The sequence below is a fragment of the Streptomyces boninensis genome (assembly GCF_048572725.1).
Lineage (GTDB): Bacteria > Actinomycetota > Actinomycetes > Streptomycetales > Streptomycetaceae > Streptomyces > Streptomyces boninensis.
Genome location: NZ_CP183837.1, coordinates 6,480,975 through 6,497,603, shown reverse-complemented (window position 1 = coordinate 6,497,603; position 16,629 = coordinate 6,480,975). Strand labels below are relative to the sequence as shown.

20 protein-coding genes are annotated in these 16,629 nt (G+C 71.4%); 12 read left to right on the top strand and 8 right to left on the bottom strand.

What is annotated here, in order from left to right:
- The first annotated feature begins 13 nt into the window (after nt 1-13).
- Nucleotides 14-322, top strand: a complete 309-nt coding sequence (locus tag ACNNMR_RS29850) for a VOC family protein (RefSeq protein WP_420000530.1) — start codon at nt 14-16, stop codon at nt 320-322.
- A gap of 27 nt (nt 323-349) precedes the next feature.
- Here the strand turns inward: ACNNMR_RS29850 and ACNNMR_RS29845 are convergent, their stop codons facing one another.
- Entirely contained in the window at nt 350-1,384 is a 1,035-nt protein-coding gene (locus ACNNMR_RS29845) for a sigma-70 family RNA polymerase sigma factor (protein ID WP_419997772.1), read from the bottom strand.
- A gap of 72 nt (nt 1,385-1,456) precedes the next feature.
- Here ACNNMR_RS29845 and ACNNMR_RS29840 point away from each other — a divergent pair, with 72 nt between their 5' ends.
- Entirely contained in the window at nt 1,457-2,317 is an 861-nt protein-coding gene (locus ACNNMR_RS29840; protein WP_419997771.1) for an alpha/beta fold hydrolase, read from the top strand.
- A gap of 36 nt (nt 2,318-2,353) precedes the next feature.
- Here ACNNMR_RS29840 and ACNNMR_RS29835 read toward each other — a convergent pair whose 3' ends face one another.
- Nucleotides 2,354-3,355 carry an acyltransferase domain-containing protein gene (locus ACNNMR_RS29835; RefSeq protein WP_419997770.1) on the bottom strand — a complete coding sequence of 334 codons (1,002 nt, stop codon included), beginning with the start codon at nt 3,353-3,355 and terminating at the stop codon, nt 2,354-2,356.
- 99 nt (nt 3,356-3,454) lie between these two features.
- Here ACNNMR_RS29835 and ACNNMR_RS29830 point away from each other — a divergent pair, with 99 nt between their 5' ends.
- Nucleotides 3,455-3,661 (top strand): DUF6191 domain-containing protein, encoded by a 207-nt coding sequence (locus tag ACNNMR_RS29830; RefSeq protein ID WP_419997769.1) that lies wholly within the window; start codon nt 3,455-3,457, stop codon nt 3,659-3,661.
- Between the two features lie 53 nt (nt 3,662-3,714).
- Here the strand turns inward: ACNNMR_RS29830 and ACNNMR_RS29825 are convergent, their stop codons facing one another.
- From ACNNMR_RS29825 to ACNNMR_RS29810, 4 genes are all read right to left on the bottom strand, one after another.
- Nucleotides 3,715-4,485, bottom strand: a complete 771-nt coding sequence (locus tag ACNNMR_RS29825; RefSeq protein WP_419997768.1) for a type 1 glutamine amidotransferase — start codon at nt 4,483-4,485, stop codon at nt 3,715-3,717.
- Nucleotides 4,472-5,077, bottom strand: coding sequence for a DUF6082 family protein (locus tag ACNNMR_RS29820; RefSeq protein ID WP_419997767.1), 606 nt, complete (start codon nt 5,075-5,077; stop codon nt 4,472-4,474). Before ACNNMR_RS29820 ends, ACNNMR_RS29825 begins: the two co-directional genes overlap by 14 nt.
- Nucleotides 5,078-5,094: 17 nt before the next feature.
- Nucleotides 5,095-5,331 (bottom strand): hypothetical protein, encoded by a 237-nt coding sequence (locus ACNNMR_RS29815; RefSeq protein WP_419997766.1) that lies wholly within the window; start codon nt 5,329-5,331, stop codon nt 5,095-5,097.
- A 143-nt stretch (nt 5,332-5,474) separates the two neighbouring features.
- Nucleotides 5,475-6,164: a DUF6082 family protein gene (locus ACNNMR_RS29810; RefSeq protein WP_419997765.1), complete on the bottom strand. Its 690-nt coding sequence runs from the start codon at nt 6,162-6,164 to the stop codon at nt 5,475-5,477.
- Between the two features lie 324 nt (nt 6,165-6,488).
- Here ACNNMR_RS29810 and ACNNMR_RS29805 point away from each other — a divergent pair, with 324 nt between their 5' ends.
- From ACNNMR_RS29805 to ACNNMR_RS29790, 4 genes are read left to right on the top strand one after another with little or no spacing between them, the layout of a single operon-like run.
- Nucleotides 6,489-7,895 (top strand): FtsW/RodA/SpoVE family cell cycle protein, encoded by a 1,407-nt coding sequence (locus tag ACNNMR_RS29805; RefSeq protein ID WP_419997764.1) that lies wholly within the window; start codon nt 6,489-6,491, stop codon nt 7,893-7,895.
- Nucleotides 7,892-9,352 carry a peptidoglycan D,D-transpeptidase FtsI family protein gene (locus ACNNMR_RS29800; RefSeq protein ID WP_419997763.1) on the top strand — a complete coding sequence of 487 codons (1,461 nt, stop codon included), beginning with the start codon at nt 7,892-7,894 and terminating at the stop codon, nt 9,350-9,352. The genes ACNNMR_RS29805 and ACNNMR_RS29800 overlap by 4 nt, the downstream gene beginning before the upstream one ends.
- Before the next feature lie 21 nt (nt 9,353-9,373).
- Nucleotides 9,374-9,856 (top strand): GNAT family N-acetyltransferase, encoded by a 483-nt coding sequence (locus ACNNMR_RS29795; protein ID WP_419997762.1) that lies wholly within the window; start codon nt 9,374-9,376, stop codon nt 9,854-9,856.
- 42 nt (nt 9,857-9,898) lie between these two features.
- Nucleotides 9,899-10,519, top strand: a complete 621-nt coding sequence (locus ACNNMR_RS29790) for a GNAT family N-acetyltransferase (protein ID WP_419997761.1) — start codon at nt 9,899-9,901, stop codon at nt 10,517-10,519.
- On the opposite strand, the gene ACNNMR_RS29785 is transcribed toward ACNNMR_RS29790, so the two are convergent.
- The gene (locus ACNNMR_RS29785; RefSeq protein WP_419997760.1) at nt 10,516-11,622 is read right to left on the bottom strand and encodes a ferritin-like domain-containing protein; all 1,107 of its coding nucleotides are present in this window, start codon (nt 11,620-11,622) and stop codon (nt 10,516-10,518) included. The two genes, ACNNMR_RS29790 and ACNNMR_RS29785, sit on opposite strands and share 4 nt — an antisense overlap.
- A gap of 122 nt (nt 11,623-11,744) precedes the next feature.
- Between ACNNMR_RS29785 and ACNNMR_RS29780 the strand changes: the two genes are divergently transcribed.
- From ACNNMR_RS29780 to ACNNMR_RS29760, 5 genes are all read left to right on the top strand, one after another.
- Complete coding sequence (locus ACNNMR_RS29780) at nt 11,745-12,689, top strand: AurF N-oxygenase family protein (RefSeq protein WP_419997759.1); 945 nt, start codon at nt 11,745-11,747, stop codon at nt 12,687-12,689.
- Nucleotides 12,690-12,744: 55 nt separating this feature from the next.
- Nucleotides 12,745-13,470, top strand: a complete 726-nt coding sequence (locus ACNNMR_RS29775) for a TetR/AcrR family transcriptional regulator (RefSeq protein WP_419997758.1) — start codon at nt 12,745-12,747, stop codon at nt 13,468-13,470.
- Nucleotides 13,442-13,744 (top strand): hypothetical protein, encoded by a 303-nt coding sequence (locus ACNNMR_RS29770; RefSeq protein ID WP_419997757.1) that lies wholly within the window; start codon nt 13,442-13,444, stop codon nt 13,742-13,744. Before ACNNMR_RS29775 ends, ACNNMR_RS29770 begins: the two co-directional genes overlap by 29 nt.
- A gap of 37 nt (nt 13,745-13,781) precedes the next feature.
- On the top strand, nt 13,782-14,981 hold the full coding sequence (locus ACNNMR_RS29765; protein ID WP_419997756.1) for a PQQ-binding-like beta-propeller repeat protein: 1,200 nt from the start codon (nt 13,782-13,784) through the stop codon (nt 14,979-14,981).
- 72 nt (nt 14,982-15,053) lie between these two features.
- Nucleotides 15,054-16,148, top strand: coding sequence for a C40 family peptidase (locus tag ACNNMR_RS29760; RefSeq protein ID WP_419997755.1), 1,095 nt, complete (start codon nt 15,054-15,056; stop codon nt 16,146-16,148).
- Here ACNNMR_RS29760 and ACNNMR_RS29755 read toward each other — a convergent pair.
- Entirely contained in the window at nt 16,145-16,594 is a 450-nt protein-coding gene (locus ACNNMR_RS29755; RefSeq protein ID WP_420000529.1) for a roadblock/LC7 domain-containing protein, read from the bottom strand. The two genes, ACNNMR_RS29760 and ACNNMR_RS29755, sit on opposite strands and share 4 nt — an antisense overlap.
- Nucleotides 16,595-16,629 lie beyond the last annotated feature (35 nt).

Genomic DNA, 16,629 nt, shown 5'->3' with positions numbered 1-16,629 from the left:
CCCCGTCAGCGACATCGACACCGCCGTCACCTGGTACGAAGCCCTCCTCGGCCGCCCCGCCGACGCCCGCCCGATGCCGAGCCTGGCCGACTGGCACATCTCCCCCACCGCATGGGTGCAGGTCTTCCAGTCCCCCGAGCACGCCGGCTCGACCCTGCTGAACCTCACCGTCGACGACCTGGACGCCACCCTCGCCGAGCTCGCCTCGCGCGGCATCGAGGCGGGCGCGGTCCAGCCAGGAGGCGGCGGCACGGTCCGCTTCGCCGCGGTCCACGACCCCGACGGCAACCGGGTCACGCTGATCGAGAACCCGGTCTCGTAACCGCGGCGCCGCATGGCGCCCAAGCCCTCAGTCCACCGCCCCCGGCAGCCCAAAGGCGGCAAAGTGCTCCGCCCCCAGGAAGGAAGTCAGCTCCGCGATCCGCCCCCCGCGCAGCGTCAGCACCGTGATCGACCAGGCGTCGTACGGGCCGGTGTCGCCGTCCGCGCGCAGATAGCACGCCACCGCCGCCTGCCCGTTCGCCGTCACCGCCCGATGCCGCCAAGCCCCGCAGCTCCCCAGCGGCACCCGCACCGCGAAGTCCATCACCGACTCCACCCCGCGATACCAATGCGGCAGCGGCGGCATCGACCACGTCACGTCCTCGGTGAGCAGCGCGACCAGCGCATCCGCGTCCCCCCGCTCCAGCGCGGCCGCGTAGCTCGCCACCACCTCCCGCGTACGGGCGTCCCCCGCCTCCCGCAGCACCCGCTGCTGCGTGCGGTCCGGAATCCGCTCCGCCGCCACCCGCCGGGCCCGCGACAGGGCCGAGTTCACCGAGGTCACGGTCGTATCCATCATCTCGGCGATCTCCGCCGCCGAGAAGCCGAGCACCTCGAAGAGCACCAGCGCGGCCCGCTGATTCCCCGGCAGATGCTGCAGCGCGGCGACAAAGGCGAGCTCGACGGCCTCGCGCTGCTCGTAGCGCGCCTCGGGGGCGGCCGGGCCGCCTTCGAGACCGGCATCCGGGTACGGGCCCAGCCAGGCCACGTCCGTACGAGGCGTGTCCACCGCCACCGTACGGTCGCTGGCCGGCCCGAGGTCCACGGGCAGCGCCCGCCGCCCCCGCGCCGCGACGGCGTCCAGGCAGGTGCGGGTGGCAACCGTGTACAGCCAGGAGCGCAGCGAGCTGCGGCCCGCGAAGCCGCCGAGTCCGCGCCAGGCCCGTAGCAACGCCTCCTGCAGCGCATCGTCGGCGTCGTGGGCCGAGCCGAGCATGCGGTAGCAGTGCGCGTGCAGCTCGCGGCGGAGCGGGCCGACCAGGCGGGTGAATGCGGCGTCGTCGCCCGCCCGGGCCCTGGTCAGGTCGGGGCTCGCGGCCCCCTCCGAAGATATTTCGCTCATCTGCGACGACTCTGCGGCACGGCGTCAGTCACCTCTACGACCGAGAACAGTTCACGAGGTACGGAGTATCCAATGAATGACACCGACCCCGCCATCATCACCGCTTCCCTTGCCGTCCCGGGCGCCCGCCTGCACTACGAGCTCCGCGGCAGCGACAGCGACACCGGTACCGGCACCGGCACCGGCCCGCTCGTCGCCCTGGTCGGCTCCCCCATGGACGCCCGCGCCTTCGCCGCCACCGCCGACCTGCTCGCCGCCGCCGGCCACCGGGTCCTGACCACCGACCCGCGCGGCATCCGCCGCAGCGAGCTCGACGACCCCGAGCAGGACTCCACCCCCGAGCAGCGCGCCGACGACCTCGCCCGGCTGCTGGAGCACGTGGGTGGCGCCCCGGCCGCGGTCTTCGGCTCCAGCGGCGGCGCGGTCACGGCGCTGGCGCTCGTCCAGGCCCGCCCCGACCTGGTGCACACCGTGATCCCGCACGAGCCGCCGCTGGTCGAGCTGCTCCCCGACCGGGCGGAGCTGCACGCCGGGATGGAGAAGATGATCGAGGTGTACGAGTCGGGCGACACCCTCGGGGCCTGGCGGATGTTCATGGAGCAGGCGAATATCCAGCTGCCGGAGGGTGTGCTGGAGATGATGTTCGGCGGCGAGAAGGACCCGCAGGACGCGGCCGACGAGCGCCGCGGCATGACCCACGAGATGTACCCGACCACGCTCTTCCGCCCCGACCTGGACGCCCTGCGCGCGGCGGACTGCCGCATCGTGCCGGGGATCGGCGCGGACTCGGCCGGGCAGCTCTGCGAGCGGTCGACGGAGGCGCTGGCGGCGGGGCTCGGCGTGCGGCCGGTGCGTTTCCCGGGCGGGCACACGGGCTTCGCGGATGACGCGGAGGGGTTCTGCCCGCGGCTGCTGGAGGTGCTGGCGGGGTAGCGGCGGCGCGGCCGCCCGTACCGCGCCGTGGGGGCCCTACAGCTCGAACCATCCCTTCCCGACCCACCAGTGCCCACCCGCCCGCAGGTGATCACCGATCGCCCGCTCCAGCGACGTACGCCCCGGCAGCGTCTCGTACGGCAGCTCCGGATCACCGAAGGTGAACTCCACGGCGGACCGGTCGCTCGGCCCGTCCCCGTCGGTGCCGCACAGCTGGAAGCGGCGCTGGAAGCGGACGATGTTGGAGCGGTCGGAGAGGTGGTCGGGGAGCTGCGGGTCGAGCAGCCAGGAGTAGCAGACGGCGACGTCGTAGCGCTCGTCCGGGAAGTGCCGGGGGAAGAACTCCCGGGCCTGGTCGAGCGCCGCGTCGCACGCCTCGGGCGGGAACGGCCCCGCGAAGTCCGGGATGTGTACGGACAGCACCGCATCGCCGGGCCCGGCAGGACCGCCGCTCTCGGCGACCGCCGTCCCGGTCCGCTTCCCGAGCCGGGCGCGCTGGAACTGCAGCCGTCCCAGCTGGTAGATCTCGCCGCGGAAGTGCAGCTGCAGCCACTGCGGATGGACCAGTCCGCCCGTCCCGTACCGCCTGCGGTGCACCCCGATGTGCCGGCCGAGGTCGGCGAGCGTGCGCCGCGATACGTCGTCGGGGATGCCGTGCGCCCGGTGGTACGCGCGGACGCTCGGCAGCGCGGCGAGGTAGACGAGGACGTGGAAGTAGCGGCCGGCGGCGCCGAGCTCCGCGGGCAGCGGCGGGCAGAGCGGGGTGCCGTCCACCTCCCCCATGCCGTGTACGAGCGACCGCGCGGCCCGCTCGACGAGGGTGCGTAGCTCCGGGTCGCGGTCCAGCCTGGCGCGCAGCGCGATCAGCTCGGCGACGTCCGGGTGCGGGACCCACAGGTCGAGCAGCAGGTCAGGGAGGTCGACGGGGTCGGGCAGGGCGGGCGCCGGGCGGGTGCCGTCGGCGGTGGCCCGCTCGTCCAGCTGCTTCAGCCAGGCATCAAGCCCCGCATCCCCACGCAGCACCTCGAGCACGCTCACCGGACCCCACCCTCCTGTCGGACCTGCACCCTCCGGGGAACAATAGTGCGCGACCGGGCGTTGTACCTGCGTCGTTCCACCATGGCCGGGGAGGCCGCCGTGTTCAACGTGCTCGAACAGCTCTTCGCGCCCGGCCGCAAGCACACGAACGACGAGAAGAACCGGCTGGCGCTGGCGATGGATCAGGTGGGCGATGCGGATCCGGGCCGCGGGCCGATAGACCTGGCGTCCGGGAAGGTCGTGGTCAGGGCGCCGAAGCCGGACGCCGACGAGGCGCCGGAGGCGGCGTCGGCCGACAAGGCCTGACACCGGGACGGCTGCAGGGCGGCTGCAGGACGCCTACGGGAACTCCTGAACGCTCACGCCGCCCGCACAACCTCCGCAAACCGCCCCGCCACCCGCTCCCACACCGGCCCAGCCGCCGCTTCATCCCGCTCGGCGGCCCGTACGAGCTCCCCGTGGTCGAAGCCCATCTCCCGCAGCCGCTCCGCATCCCACCCGACCCGCACCCGCTCCGCCGACACCTCGGGGTGAAACTGCACGCCCCACGCCACCTCCCCGCACCGAAACGCCTGATGCGCACACCGCTCACTCTCAGCCAGCCAAACGGCACCCGGCGGCAAAACCGTGACCTGATCCTTATGCCGCTCAATCGCCGTAACCCGCCCCGGCAACCCACGCAACAGCGGATCCCGTGCAGCCTCCGCCCGCAGAGTCAGCGCCGTACTCCCAAGCTCCGGCTCCCCATGACTGGCCCGCACCTCGCCACCGGCAACAAGCGCAAGCACCTGAGCCCCCTGACAAATCCCGAAGTACGGCACCCCACGAGACACCGCCTCACTCGCGAGCGCGCGAGTGCCCGCAAGCCACGGCATCACATCATCGTCATCCGGCATCGGCGCACCACCGAGCGCAACGACCGCCTGATAACCACGCAGCCCGTCCGGCAACTCCCCACCCGCGTACGGATGCACCACATCCAGCTCCAGCCCCGCTCCCGCCAGCCAGTCACCGAAGCGCCGCGGCCCGCCGTCGGGACTGTTCTGGACGACGAGCAAGCGGGGGGCTGTTGGCCGGCGAGCAACGGAGCGGCGAGGTACCCGGCTGCTGTCCACGTCATGAGCGACCATCTGCAGGCTCCCTACCGCCGTCAGCCACGTCCATCAGGATCCGTACGAATTCGACATCGAGCCCCGAATTATTGCGCTCCACCCACACATCCCTTGCGATCCCCCAATACCGGCGTCCCGGTTCGCCGCTGACCAGCTCGGCGACACTACCGCGCAGCTCACTTTCCGTAATTTTCCCCATCGCATATACGGAGGACCAAAACGTCACGATCTTGGTGATGTATATGTGCTGCCGCGCCTGCTCATCGTTGCCCAGCGGTGCCGCCCCCCAGCAGGCGCGTAGCGCAGGGTCATCCATCGCCGCATTCAGCAGCTCGCTGTGGAGGGATCGATGGATCAGCTCGAGATTGGCCCTTGAATCGCGTACCTGCAGTGCAAGCGATGCGATGACGCCGAGCAGAGTGAGCATGCCAAAGACCGAAGCGATGCCGCCGTAAGCCCCGGCGACATCGCTGAAATGCTGCCAGTCATCCTTCCAGAGCGTGCCGATCAGCAGCAAAGCAGCAGGGACCGCGAAAACGAAGACGGCGACGCTCAGCACAATCGCCGCAACTATGCGCCGGTCTCTGGTCGTCCGCCATATGCCGATCACGTCCCTGCCCCAGTCCGCTACATGTCGGGGATATCGGCCTTCGCGCGCAGCAGCGTCTCCCGCGAAACGATCACGATGCGCTCATGGTCGCCTCGGGAGGCGTCTGCGGGCAGGGAGGGCTCCAGTTCCGCGGTGGCTTCTGTGCCGATTACGGCAAAGTCACCGGTGTCCAGCTCGAACAGGTCCGGGCAGGTTTGGCCGGTCGTGCTGCCGCGCTGAAGGGGAGAGGCACCGAGCCTCCGGCGGATGTTCACTTGAAGATCGTTCCTCGAAGTATTTCTGGGCGCAATGACTACGGAGGGTAACGCTCACCATGCGACTGACGAGGCCGCCGCGTCATCGTATTGCTCCCGTTCCCCATGAGCTACTGAAACACCTCGATTGGCGTATCCGGCCGCTACACGCGCCACCAGTCCTGGCGCTGCTCCTCGTCCTCCAACCTCCGTAGCACGTCGTCCGTTATGCGGGCGAGGCGATTCTCCGGCGAGTCAGGCTGCAGGGTCCTGCGGTGCAGCCTGGTCGCCTCCCAATAGCCGCGGAAGGTCTGGTTCTGCAGGTGGATGGCCATCGCCCCGCGGATTTCGTGCTCCGGGTGCGTGCCCAGCCGGAAGGCGTGCAGGACCTGCAGGTAGAGCATGTTGGCGTACAGGAACTGCCGCCGGCGCTCGGGTGGGATGTCGTCGCCGTACGTGTCCAGTACGGCCAGGAGTTCATCGTCTTCCAGCGCCCGCCCAGTAACGTCCAGGTTCAGCCGGAACTGCTCCGTGACATCGCGGTTCGCCTGGATGCGATTGGCCTCCGCCATCATCGTCAGCTGTCGCAGCACGCGCTCGTTCTGTGCGGAGAGGTGGCGCTGCTGGAGGATGACCGCGATGGCCACTACTGCGCCGGTCAATACGGAGAAGACCGCCGTCGCGGCGGCGAAGGTGTCGTCGTCGCCGAAGCCGTCCACCGCTGTGCCTACTACCAGCACCAGTACGCCTGCGAAGGCGACCGCCAGAAGCCACAGCCCGAATGCCGCGATCACCGCCGCCCCGATGCCGTCTGAGCCCCGCCCTGTGCTGCCCGGTCCGATCGTTCCCGCCATGGTCGGCCCCCTGTCCGAGGGCGGCGCGCCGCAGGGGACCCAGGGTGATGGCACACGGGGGGCGGCGGCCGCGGTCGGTAGTGCGCTTACCCGCCGGTGCCGAGCGACGTTGGCCGGCACCTGCTCGGGGAGTAGCTGCGCGGCCGGATGCGGAACTTGGGAGGTGGGTGCGATGTTCCAAAGGCCGCGGTATTGATGACTTGCCCGGGATTACGACCGGGTAACCGCCTGGCCATGCTGACGTGATCACGGCGAATGGACGAGCCGCCATGCCGTAAAGCGGCATAAACGACAATACTGCCCATAGTTGGTACGTTCGGCCACATGACCGCCGTGCCCGCCGGTGCCGCCGAGCGCAGGATCGACACCCCACCCCCCGCACCACCCCACGCCCGCCGCGGCGGCTCGCAGGCGCTGCTGCTCGGCGGGGCCGTGGTCGTGTCGGTATACGGATACATCAACACCGGCCTCGCCCTCGACGGCGCCGCCCCCAGCGACACCCTGCGCTACGCCGGCGGCCTCGCCGCGCTCGCGCTCATCGCGCACCTCGCCGTCCGCTTACGGGCACCCTGCGCCGACCCCGTCCTCCTCCCCATCGCGGTGCTGCTCAACGGCCTCGGTCTCGTACTCATCCACCGCCTCGACCGCGACCACCCGGAAGCGCAAGCCGCCGCGCCCGTGCAGCTGCTGTGGTCCGCGGTCGGCGTCGGGCTCTTCATCGCCGTGCTCGCCGCCGTGCGCGAGCACGGGGTGCTGCAGCGGTACGGGCAGCGCTGCGCCGTCGCCGCGCTGGTGCTGATGATCGCGCCGATCTTCTTTCCCGCCGTCAACGGCGCCCGCATCTGGGTACGGATCGGCGGGCTGAGCCTGCAGCCGGGGGAGTTCGCGAAGGTGCTGCTCGCCGTCTTCTTCGCGGCCTATCTCGCCGCCAACAGGGAGGCGCTTACCTACATCGGCGGCCGCCGCATCCGCGGGCTCGCCCTCCCGCCCCGCTCCGTGCTCGGGCCGATCGTGGCCGTATGGGCCGTCTGCCTCGCCATCCTGCTGCTGGAGCGGGACCTCGGGGCCTCGCTGCTCTTCTTCGGTCTCTTTGTCGCCATATTGTATGTGGCGACAAACCGCCCCGGCTGGCTCGCCGTCGGGCTGCTCCTCGCCGCCCTCGGGGCCTGCGCCATGGCCACCGTCGTGCCGCACGTGCGCGACCGCGTCGACGGCTGGCTCGCCCCGCTCGCCGGCATCGAGGCAGGTCAAGGCACCGGGCAGCTCGCCCAGTCGCTCTTCTCCTTCGCCGGCGGCGGGCTGCTCGGCACCGGGCTCGGGCGCGGTGAGTCCGAGCTCATCGGCTTCGCCGGAAAGTCCGACTTCATCCTCGCCACGGCGGGTGAAGAGCTCGGGCTCTCCGGGCTCACCGCGCTGCTCCTGCTGTACGCGCTCTTCGTCTCCCGCGGCTATCGCGGCGCGCTCGGCCTGGCGGGCCGTAACGACGACTTCGGTGCGCTGCTCGCCGTCGGGCTCTCCGTCATCGTCACCCTCCAGGCCTTCGTCATCTCCGCCGGCGTGCTCGGGCTGATCCCGCTGACCGGCATGGTGATGCCCTTCCTCGCGCAGGGCGGGTCCTCCATGGTCACCAACTGGGTGATCGTCGCCCTGCTGGTCCATCTCACGCATGCGGCAAGAAAGCCCGACCCTGCGCCCGAGCCGGCCTCCGAGCCTCAGCGGACCACGCCATGATCCGCTGCACCCGCCACACCGCCGCCTTCAGCCTCCTGCTCCTCCTCGCCCTCCTCGCCGGCGCCGCCCGCGTCCAGGTCGTCCAGTCCGAGAGTTACGACGACAACCCCGGCAACCGCCGCCCCCAGATCGCCCGCTGGTCCCAGCCCCGCGGCGACATCTACATCGGCGACCGGCCCGTCACCGGCTCCACCGACACCCGCCAGGGCCTCCGCTACGAGCGCAGCTACAGCGCCGGCGACCTCTACGCCCCCGTCACCGGCCACGCCTCCCAGGGCTACGGCGCCACCGGCCTCGAATCCGCCGAGGACGACCTGCTCAGCGGCGCCGACAACCGGCTCGCCCCGATCCCGTTCTGGCACGAGATCACCCGCAGCCTGCGCCCGCCCGGCGACGTGTACACCACCATCGACCCCGCCCTGCAGCGCGTCGCGTACGACCGCCTCGCCGGGCGCAAGGGCGCGGTCGTCGCGCTGCAGCCGCGCACCGGCCGCATCCTCGCCCTCGTCAGCAGCCCGTCGTACGACCCCCAGCAGCTCTCCAGCAACGGCCGCGGCACCACCGCCGCCTGGCGCCGCCTGACCCGCGACGACGACCAGCCGCTGCTCAACCGGGCGATCCGGCAGACCTACCCGCCCGGCTCCGCCTTCAAGGTCGTCACCGCGGCCGCCGCCCTCGAACGCGGCGTGGTCGGCGACATCGACGCCCCGACCCGCACCCCGAGCCCGTACCGCCTCACCGGCAGCAACACCCTGCTGCGCAACGCCTCCGGCGGCTGCGCCGACGCCCCGCTCCGCGACGCCTTCGCCGCGTCCTGCAACACGGTCTTCGCCAAGCTCGGCGCCGAGGTCGGCGGCGAGGCCCTGGCGGCGACCGCCCGCGCCTTCGGCTTCAACGCCGACCAGGACGAGCTGGAGCTCCCCTCCCCCGCCCTGCCCAGCGTCTTCGCGACCCGGCAGGACGCGGCGCAGGTCTCTTTGTCGGCAATCGGGCAGTACGAGACCCGCGCCACCCCGCTGCAGATGGCCGAGGTCGCCGCCGCCGTGGCCAACGGCGGGCAGCGCATGCGCCCGTACCTCGTGGAGCGGATCACCGACGGGGACGGCGACACGGTCGAGGCGACCCGCCCGGAGGTGGCCGGGTCCGCGATGCGGCCGATGACCGCACAGCTGCTGCAGCAGATGATGGTCGACGTGGTCGAGCGCGGCACCGGGAAGCGGGCCGCGATCAAGGGCGCGGTGGTCGGCGGCAAGACCGGCACGGCGCAGCACGGGGTCGAGAATTCGGCTACGCCGTACGCCTGGTTCATCTCCTGGGCGAAGGGCCGCGAAGGCGATGCCCCCGATGTCGCGGTGGCCGTGGTCGTCGAGGACGCGGAGGCGCACCGCGCGGAGATCAGCGGCGGCGGAAGCGCCGCGCCGATCGCGCGCGAAGTGATAAAAGCTGCGCTGCGCTGAGCGGCGAGCGAGAATTTATTCATGGAGCTCAAGGGCGAGAAGGTCGTCATCCGCTCGGGCGACCCGGCCGACTATCCCCGGCTGCGGGAGATCCTCGCGCGGCCGGAGGTGCACACCTGGTGGGGCGACCTGGACGCCGCCGAGATGGCGAAGCTGCTGGTGATCCTCTTCGACGGCGAGATCGCCGGCGGCATCCAATACGAGGAGGAGGACGACCCCGACTACCGGTCCGCCGGCATCGACGTCTTCCTCGATCCGACCATCCGCGGCCAGGGCCTCGGCGTGGATGCCGTACGCACGCTGGCCCGCTGGCTCACCGACGAGCGCGGCCATCATCGCCTCACCATCGACCCCGCGGTGACCAATACCGCGGCCATCCGCGCGTACGGGAAGGTGGGCTTCAAGCCGGTCGGCGTGATGCGCAAGTACGAGCGGAACCCGGTCACGAAGGAGTGGAACGACAACCTCCTGATGGATCTGCTGGCCGAGGAGCTCGAGCGATAATTCGCGGGCGCTCCACCGACCGCCGACCTACGATCCCCTGCCATGACGCTCCGCCTTGAAGCCCCCGCCCTGGAGGGCGATTTCGTACGCCTCGAACCGCTCGCCCCGCGGCACGCCCCCTGCCTCGCCGCCGCGGCGGCGGAAAACCGCGGCAGCTATCGCCATACCTGGGTGCCGGACGGGGTCGGCGAGGCGGAAGCGTACGTACAGGAGCAGCTGGAGCGGCAGGCGGCCGGGCGTCTTGCGCCGTACGCGCAGGTGGAGCGGGCCACCGGGCGGCCGGTCGGGGCGACCTCCTTCTGGGAGCCGCGGCGGTGGCGCGGCGACGGCCTGGACGCCATCGAGATCGGCTTCACCTGGCTCGCCGCCTCCGCGCAGGGCACGGGCATCAACGCGGAGGCCAAGCTGCTGCTCTTCCGGCACGCCTTCGAGGTGTGGGGCGTGGCCCGGGTGGACCTGAAGACCGACGCCCGCAATGAGCGCTCCCGCGCCGCCATTGAGAAGCTCGGCGCCCGCTTCGAAGGTGTGCTGCGCAACTGGTCCCGGTCGTGGGCGCCCGGCGAGGAGGGCCGGCTGCGGGACTCGGCGATCTACTCGGTCATCGCCGAGGAGTGGCCGGAGTGCCGCGCCGGTCTGGAGAAGCGGGTAGCCGGCTACCGCTAATCCTGCGCCCCCTGCGCGATCGCGTCCTCCACCTCCGCCGTACGGGCCGCCTCCTCCGCCGCGAACCGCTCCGCGTCCAGCTTCTCCGCGATCTCCTCGTCCTGCCGCATCAACAAGTCGAGATTCGAGTCGCCCATCTCGAAGACACCCATATCGACATAGGCACGCTGCAGCCGCTCGCCCCACAGCCCGATGTCCTTCACGCACGGCACGATCCGGCTGAACAGCAGCTGCCGGAAGAGCTGCAGATACTCGCTGCGCTCGCTGAGCTCGTCCGCCTCCGCCGCCGGGATGCCGAAGTTCTCCAGCACCTCGGTGCCGCGCAGCCGGTCCCGCATCAGATAGCAGCCCTCGATCACGAACTCCTCGCGCTCCCGGAGCTCCTTGTCGGACAGCTGCTTGTAGTAGTCCCGCAGCGCCATCCGCCCGAAGGCCACATGCCGCGCCTCGTCCTGCATCACGTACGCGAGGATCTGCTTCGGCAGCGGCTTGTCGGTGGTGTCGCGCAGCATCCCGAAGGCGGCCAGCGCCAGGCCCTCGATGAGCACCTGCATGCCGAGGTACGGCATGTCCCAGCGGGAGTCGCGGAGGGTGTCGCCGAGGAGCGACTGCAGGTTGTCGTTGATCGGGTACAGCATCCCGATCTTGTCCTTGAGGAAGCGGCTGTAGATCTCCGCGTGCCGCGCCTCGTCCATCGTCTGCGTCGCCGAATAGAACTTCGCGTCCAGGTCGGGCACCGACTCCACGATCCGCGCCGCGCACACCATCGCGCCCTGCTCGCCGTGCAGGAACTGGCTGAACTGCCATGAACCGTAGTGCTTGCGCAGCTCGCCCTTGTCGCGGTCGGTCATCTTGTCCCAGTACGGCGTGCCGTAAAGGGTCATCGCCTCGTCCGGGACGCCCAGCGGGTCGTGCGGGTCCACCTCCAGGTCCCAGTCGATGCGCCGGACCGAGTCCCACTGCTTGTCCTTGCCCTTCTGGTACAGGTTCAGCAGCCGCTCTCTGCCGTCGTCGTATTCCCAGCTGAAGCGGGCCGCGCCGGTCGCCGGCACCTGCCAGTGCATGTCGTCGGGGGTGCGCGTGTAGATCTCTTCCGTCGTCATCGACGCTCCCAAATCCCGAGCACGGGTGGATAGTTGGCAGGCTCACACGTGTGTTACCCATCGGTCAACAATGCGTGCCGGAGGGATTGACGGGCTTACTGACGCCGAGTCTCATAAGAACCATGACTGCTGTGGCAGGCAATGAAGCGACCAATGAGGCGATACTCCGCGACGTCCTCGGCGTGATCAAGGACCGCGAAATCGTCGCCGAACGACTCCTGGCCTCGTCCGCGAAGCACTCCTTCGACCCGGACAAGGAACTCGACTGGGACGCGCCCTTCGAAGAGGGGAAGTGGTATTGGCCGCCCGAGCTGGTCTCCCTCTACGACACCCCGATGTGGCACCGGATGCCGGAGGAGCAGCGGCACGAGCTGGCCCGCCGCGAGGGCGCCGCGCTGGCGTCGCTCGGCATCTGGTTCGAGATCATCCTGATGCAGCTGCTGGTACGGCACATCTACGACAAGCCGCTGGGCAGCCGGCACGTCCGGTACGCGCTCACCGAGATCGCCGACGAGTGCCGACACTCGATGATGTTCGCCCGGCTGGTGACCAAGGGCGGCATCGAGCCGTACAAGGTCACCTGGCTCCACCACAATCTCGCGCGGCTGCTCAAGACGGTCTCCACCACGCCGGGTTCGTTCACCGCGACCCTGCTCGGCGAGGAGATCCTCGACTGGATGCAGCGGCTGACCTTCCCGGACGACCGGGTGCAGCCGCTGGTGCGCGGCGTCACCCGCATCCATGTGGTGGAGGAGGCGCGGCACGTCCGGTACGCCCGCGAGGAGCTGCGCCGGCAGATGATGACGGCGCCGCGCTGGTCGCGGGAGTTCACCCGGCTCAGCTCGGGCGAGGCCGCCCGCATCTTCTCGATCGCCTTCGTCAACCCGCAGGTCTACACGGACACCGGCCTCGACAAGCGCGAGGCTCTGGCGCAGGCCAAGGCGAGCCCGCACCGGCGCGAGGTGATGCAGACCGGGGCGAAGCGGCTCACCGATTTCCTGGACGAGATCGGGGTGCTGCGCGGGCCGGGCCGCAGGCTGTGGCGGAGCTCGGGGCTGCTGGCCTGAGGCCGGTATGGTCCGGCCGGCCGCCCCGTCCCGCAAAGCGGTTACGCTCACCTGCATGACCCATACGGCCGCGTACCGCAGGCTCAGTGTCGAGGAACGCCGAAGACAGCTCATAAACGCCGCCCTCAACCTCTTCGCGCACAGGCGGCCGGAGGACGTCTCCCTCGACGACGTCGCCGCGGAAGCGGCCGTCTCCCGCCCGCTCGTCTACCGCTACTTCCCCGGCGGCAAGCAGCAGCTCTACGAGGCCGCCCTCCGCAGCGCCGCCAACGACCTCCAGCAGTGCTTCGTCCAGCCGGAAGAAGGCCCGCTCACCCAGCGCCTGGCCCGCGGCCTCGACAGCTATCTCGCGTTCGTCGACGAGCACGACGCCGGCTTCAAAGCGCTGCTGCAGGGCGGCAGCGTGGTGGAGACATCCCGTACCAACTCGATCGTCGACGAGGTCCGCCGCGACGCCGCCGAGCAGATCCTCAAGCACCTGCAGGTGCCCAAGCCGGGCCTGAAGCTCGGCATGATGATCCGCACCTGGATCACGGCCGTCGAGGCCGCCTCCCTGATCTGGCTCGACGAGGGCAAGCAGCCCCCGCTGAGCGACCTGCGCGACCTCCTCCTCGACCACTTCCTCGCCACGCTCGCCGCCACGGCCGGCGGCGATCCGCAGACCGCAGAGGTCGCCGTGCGCGCGCTGGAACTCGAGAACGAGGACAGCCCGATCAGCAACCTCATCGAGCGCGTCATCGCCGTGATGGGCGATGCCTGGGCGCTGCCCGCGCAAGACTGATCCCGTGTCCAAGAACGACGTCACCTTCTCCGGCGGCCCGATGGACGGCCGCACGCTGCCGGTGCAGCCGGGCCTCACCGGCCAGCCCCCGAAGACGTACCGGATCCCGGTCCCCGATCCGGACGGCGGCGCCCCCACCGTGCTCATGTACCGCCGCGAGCCCCTCGCCCACAGCAGGCTGCTGCGGCTTCCGCGCGGCTGGGTGTACGTGTACGACCCGGACGCGGACCCCGACGACGGGCGGCCGAAGTGGCCCTGGTCACGTAGGCGTTGAAACCGCAAACCTCCCGTGACGTCCTAAGCTCAAGGTCATGACCGAGCGGGGGAAGCCTGGTTCCGCAGGACCGGCGGCGCTCTCCCGGCGCCGGATGCTGCTGACCGCGTCCGCCGGCGCCGGAGTGCTGGCCGCGGGTGGCGGCGGTGCGGCCTGGTGGCTGCTGAGCGGGCGCGAGGAGCGGCCCGAGGAGCCGTGGAAGGCGGAGCCGCTCGCCTCGTACGAACCCGAGGTGGCGCCGCCGCCGCTGTGGCGGCTGCCGCGGGTCGGCGCGGCCGAGGGGCCGCCGCCGGTGCCCATCGGACGGTACGTCGCCTATGCCGCGGCGGGCGGCGGCATCGCGGCCCGTACCGTCGCCCGCGGCGCCGCCGCCTGGCGCAACGGCGACGCGGACGCGGGCCGCGGCCTGGTCGCCGCTTCGGGACTGCTGCTGGCCGCCGACGTGGCGGGGCGGGTGCTCGCCCTCGACCCGGAGACCGGCCGCCCGCGCTGGGTGGCGGCGGCCGCACACGCGACGACGCTGCTGGCCGCCGACCCGCTGACGCTGTACGCCAGGACCCGCAGCCCGCGCGGCCGCCGCGACGAACAGGGCGCCGCCGGCTGGATTGTCGCCATATCGCTGAAGGACGGCGCGACGCTGTGGCGCTCGCCGTCCCCGGTGCGGCTGCCCGCGCGAGCCGCGGCTGCTTCGGCGCGGCTGGTGCTGTACGGGGACGAGGGCGATGTCGCGGCGCTGGACGCCACGTCGGGCGTAGTGAGCTGGCGCCGCAAGGAGCTCGGCCACGCGGCGCTGAGCCCGTACACCGACGACGGCATGGTCTACCTCGGCGGCGCGGAGCTGCTGTCGCTGAGCCTCGCCGACGGCAAGGAGCGATGGCGCCTGACGGCGGACGGCGACCGCGGCTGGGGCGCGCCCTCGGCGCACGACGGACGGGTGTACGCCTGCGAGGGCGCGACCCTGCGCGCCCTGTCCACCGACGACGGCGACGCCGAGGGCTGGTCGCTGCCTCTGACCTACAAGGGCGCGGCCCCGTCCCCGGTCATCCAGCACCGCACCCTGTGCCTCCCCACCACCGACTCCGAACGCGCGGGCCTCACCTTCTGCGACCTCGCCACCGGCCGCCCGGCCTGGACCTACCCGCCTGCCTCCACGCCGGGCACCTGGCGCCTCGCGGCGAGCGGCAACCGGATCTTCGCGGCGCGCGGCGCGACCTTGTCGGCGATGCCGGTGATCTGACGGTGCGCCGATCTGACGATCCGCCAGTCGCGCCGCAGGAATCCTGAATGCCCGCTATGCCACGATCGCGCCATGCGTCTGTCCTCTCTCCGCTATGCCTGCGCGGCCGTGGTCACCGCATCCATGCTGACGCTGCCGCCCCCGGCGGCGGCCGCGCCCGAGCCCGAGGGGCCCGAGGGGCAGGCGCAGACGCTCGGGGCCGTGCTCGGGCGGCTGCAGAAGCTCTACGCGGACAGCGAGTCCGCGACCGACGCGTACAACACCGCCGCCGAGGAGCTCAAGGCGCAGCGCAAGGAGGTGCGCTCGCTGGACCGGCGGCTCACCAAGGCGCGCAAGGACCTCACGGTCAGCCGCCGCCAGGCCGGGCTCATCGCCCGCGAGCAGTACCAGAACGGCACCTTCTCGCCGTACGTCCGCCTCCTCCTCGCCCGCGACCCGCAGGCCGCCCTCGACCAGGGGCAGGTCCTCCGCCGCGCCGCGGGCAATCGCGCCGCCGCCGTCGAACGGTTCGCCGCCGACACCAAGCGGATCGGCGTCCTGAGCGGCGCGGGCCGCAAGGCGCTCGACCGCCAGCTCACCCTCGCCGCAAAGGCCAAGGACCGCCGCACCACCGTGCGGCAGCGGCTGCAGGCCGTAGAAGAGCTGCTGTCGACGCTCTCCGAGGAGCAGCTGGAAGAGCTCACCGAGATCCAGCTCGCCGACGCCACCGAGGCCCAGCGCGAGCTGCTCGACTCCGGCACCCTCGGCGGCGGCGCCGGGGGGACGGACGACGGCAAGCCTCCGGCGTCGGCCTCCCGCCCGGGCAATCGCGCGGTGTCGTACGGCCTCGACCAGCGCGGCAAGCCGTATCGCGCGGGTGCGGCGGGCCCGAAGGCGTACGACGCGTCCGGGCTCACCCAGCGGGCCTGGCGCGCGGCCGGGCGGAAGCTGCCGCGGGCCGCGGGGGCGCAGTGGCGGGAGCTGCCGCACGTATCGCTGAAGCGGCTGCGCCCCGGCGACCTGGTGGTCTACAAGCCGGACGCCGCGCATGTGGCGCTCTACCTCGGCGACGGGCGGGCGCTGGAGGCCTCGCCTTCCGGGAAGAAGGTGCGGGTGGTGCCGGTGGCGGTGCGGCCGCTGCTGGGCGCGGTGCGGCCTGACGGTCGCACCGCTAGAGGTGATTCCTAGCTGCCGCTGGGCTCCAGCGACCGCCGCAGTTCGGTGCGGAGTTCGGGCGTGAGGACATGTCCTGCGCGGCCGACGAAGAGCGCCATGTGATAGCAGACGACATTGAGGTCGGCGTCCGGCGTGGTCAGCACGCCGAGCAGGGCGCCGTCGCCGACAGTCATCACCAGCAGGCAGCCGTCGTCCATCGCCACCATGGTCTGCTTGACCGGCCCGGCCTCCATCAGGTCCGCGGCGCCCGAGGTCAGGCTCGCGAGACCGGACACCACCGTGGCCAGCTCGCCGCCCTCGAACGGCACCGGGTCGGTGGCCAGCAGCGGCAGCCCGTCCGAGGAGACGACGATGACCGCGCGCACCCCTGGCGCCTCCGCCGCGAGGCTGTCCAGCAGCCAGCGCAGGTCGCGCATCGCGCTGTCGTGATTCACGCCGAGGGCCTCCTCATCGCTCATGACCTCATCGCTCATGACCTCATCGCTCATGACCT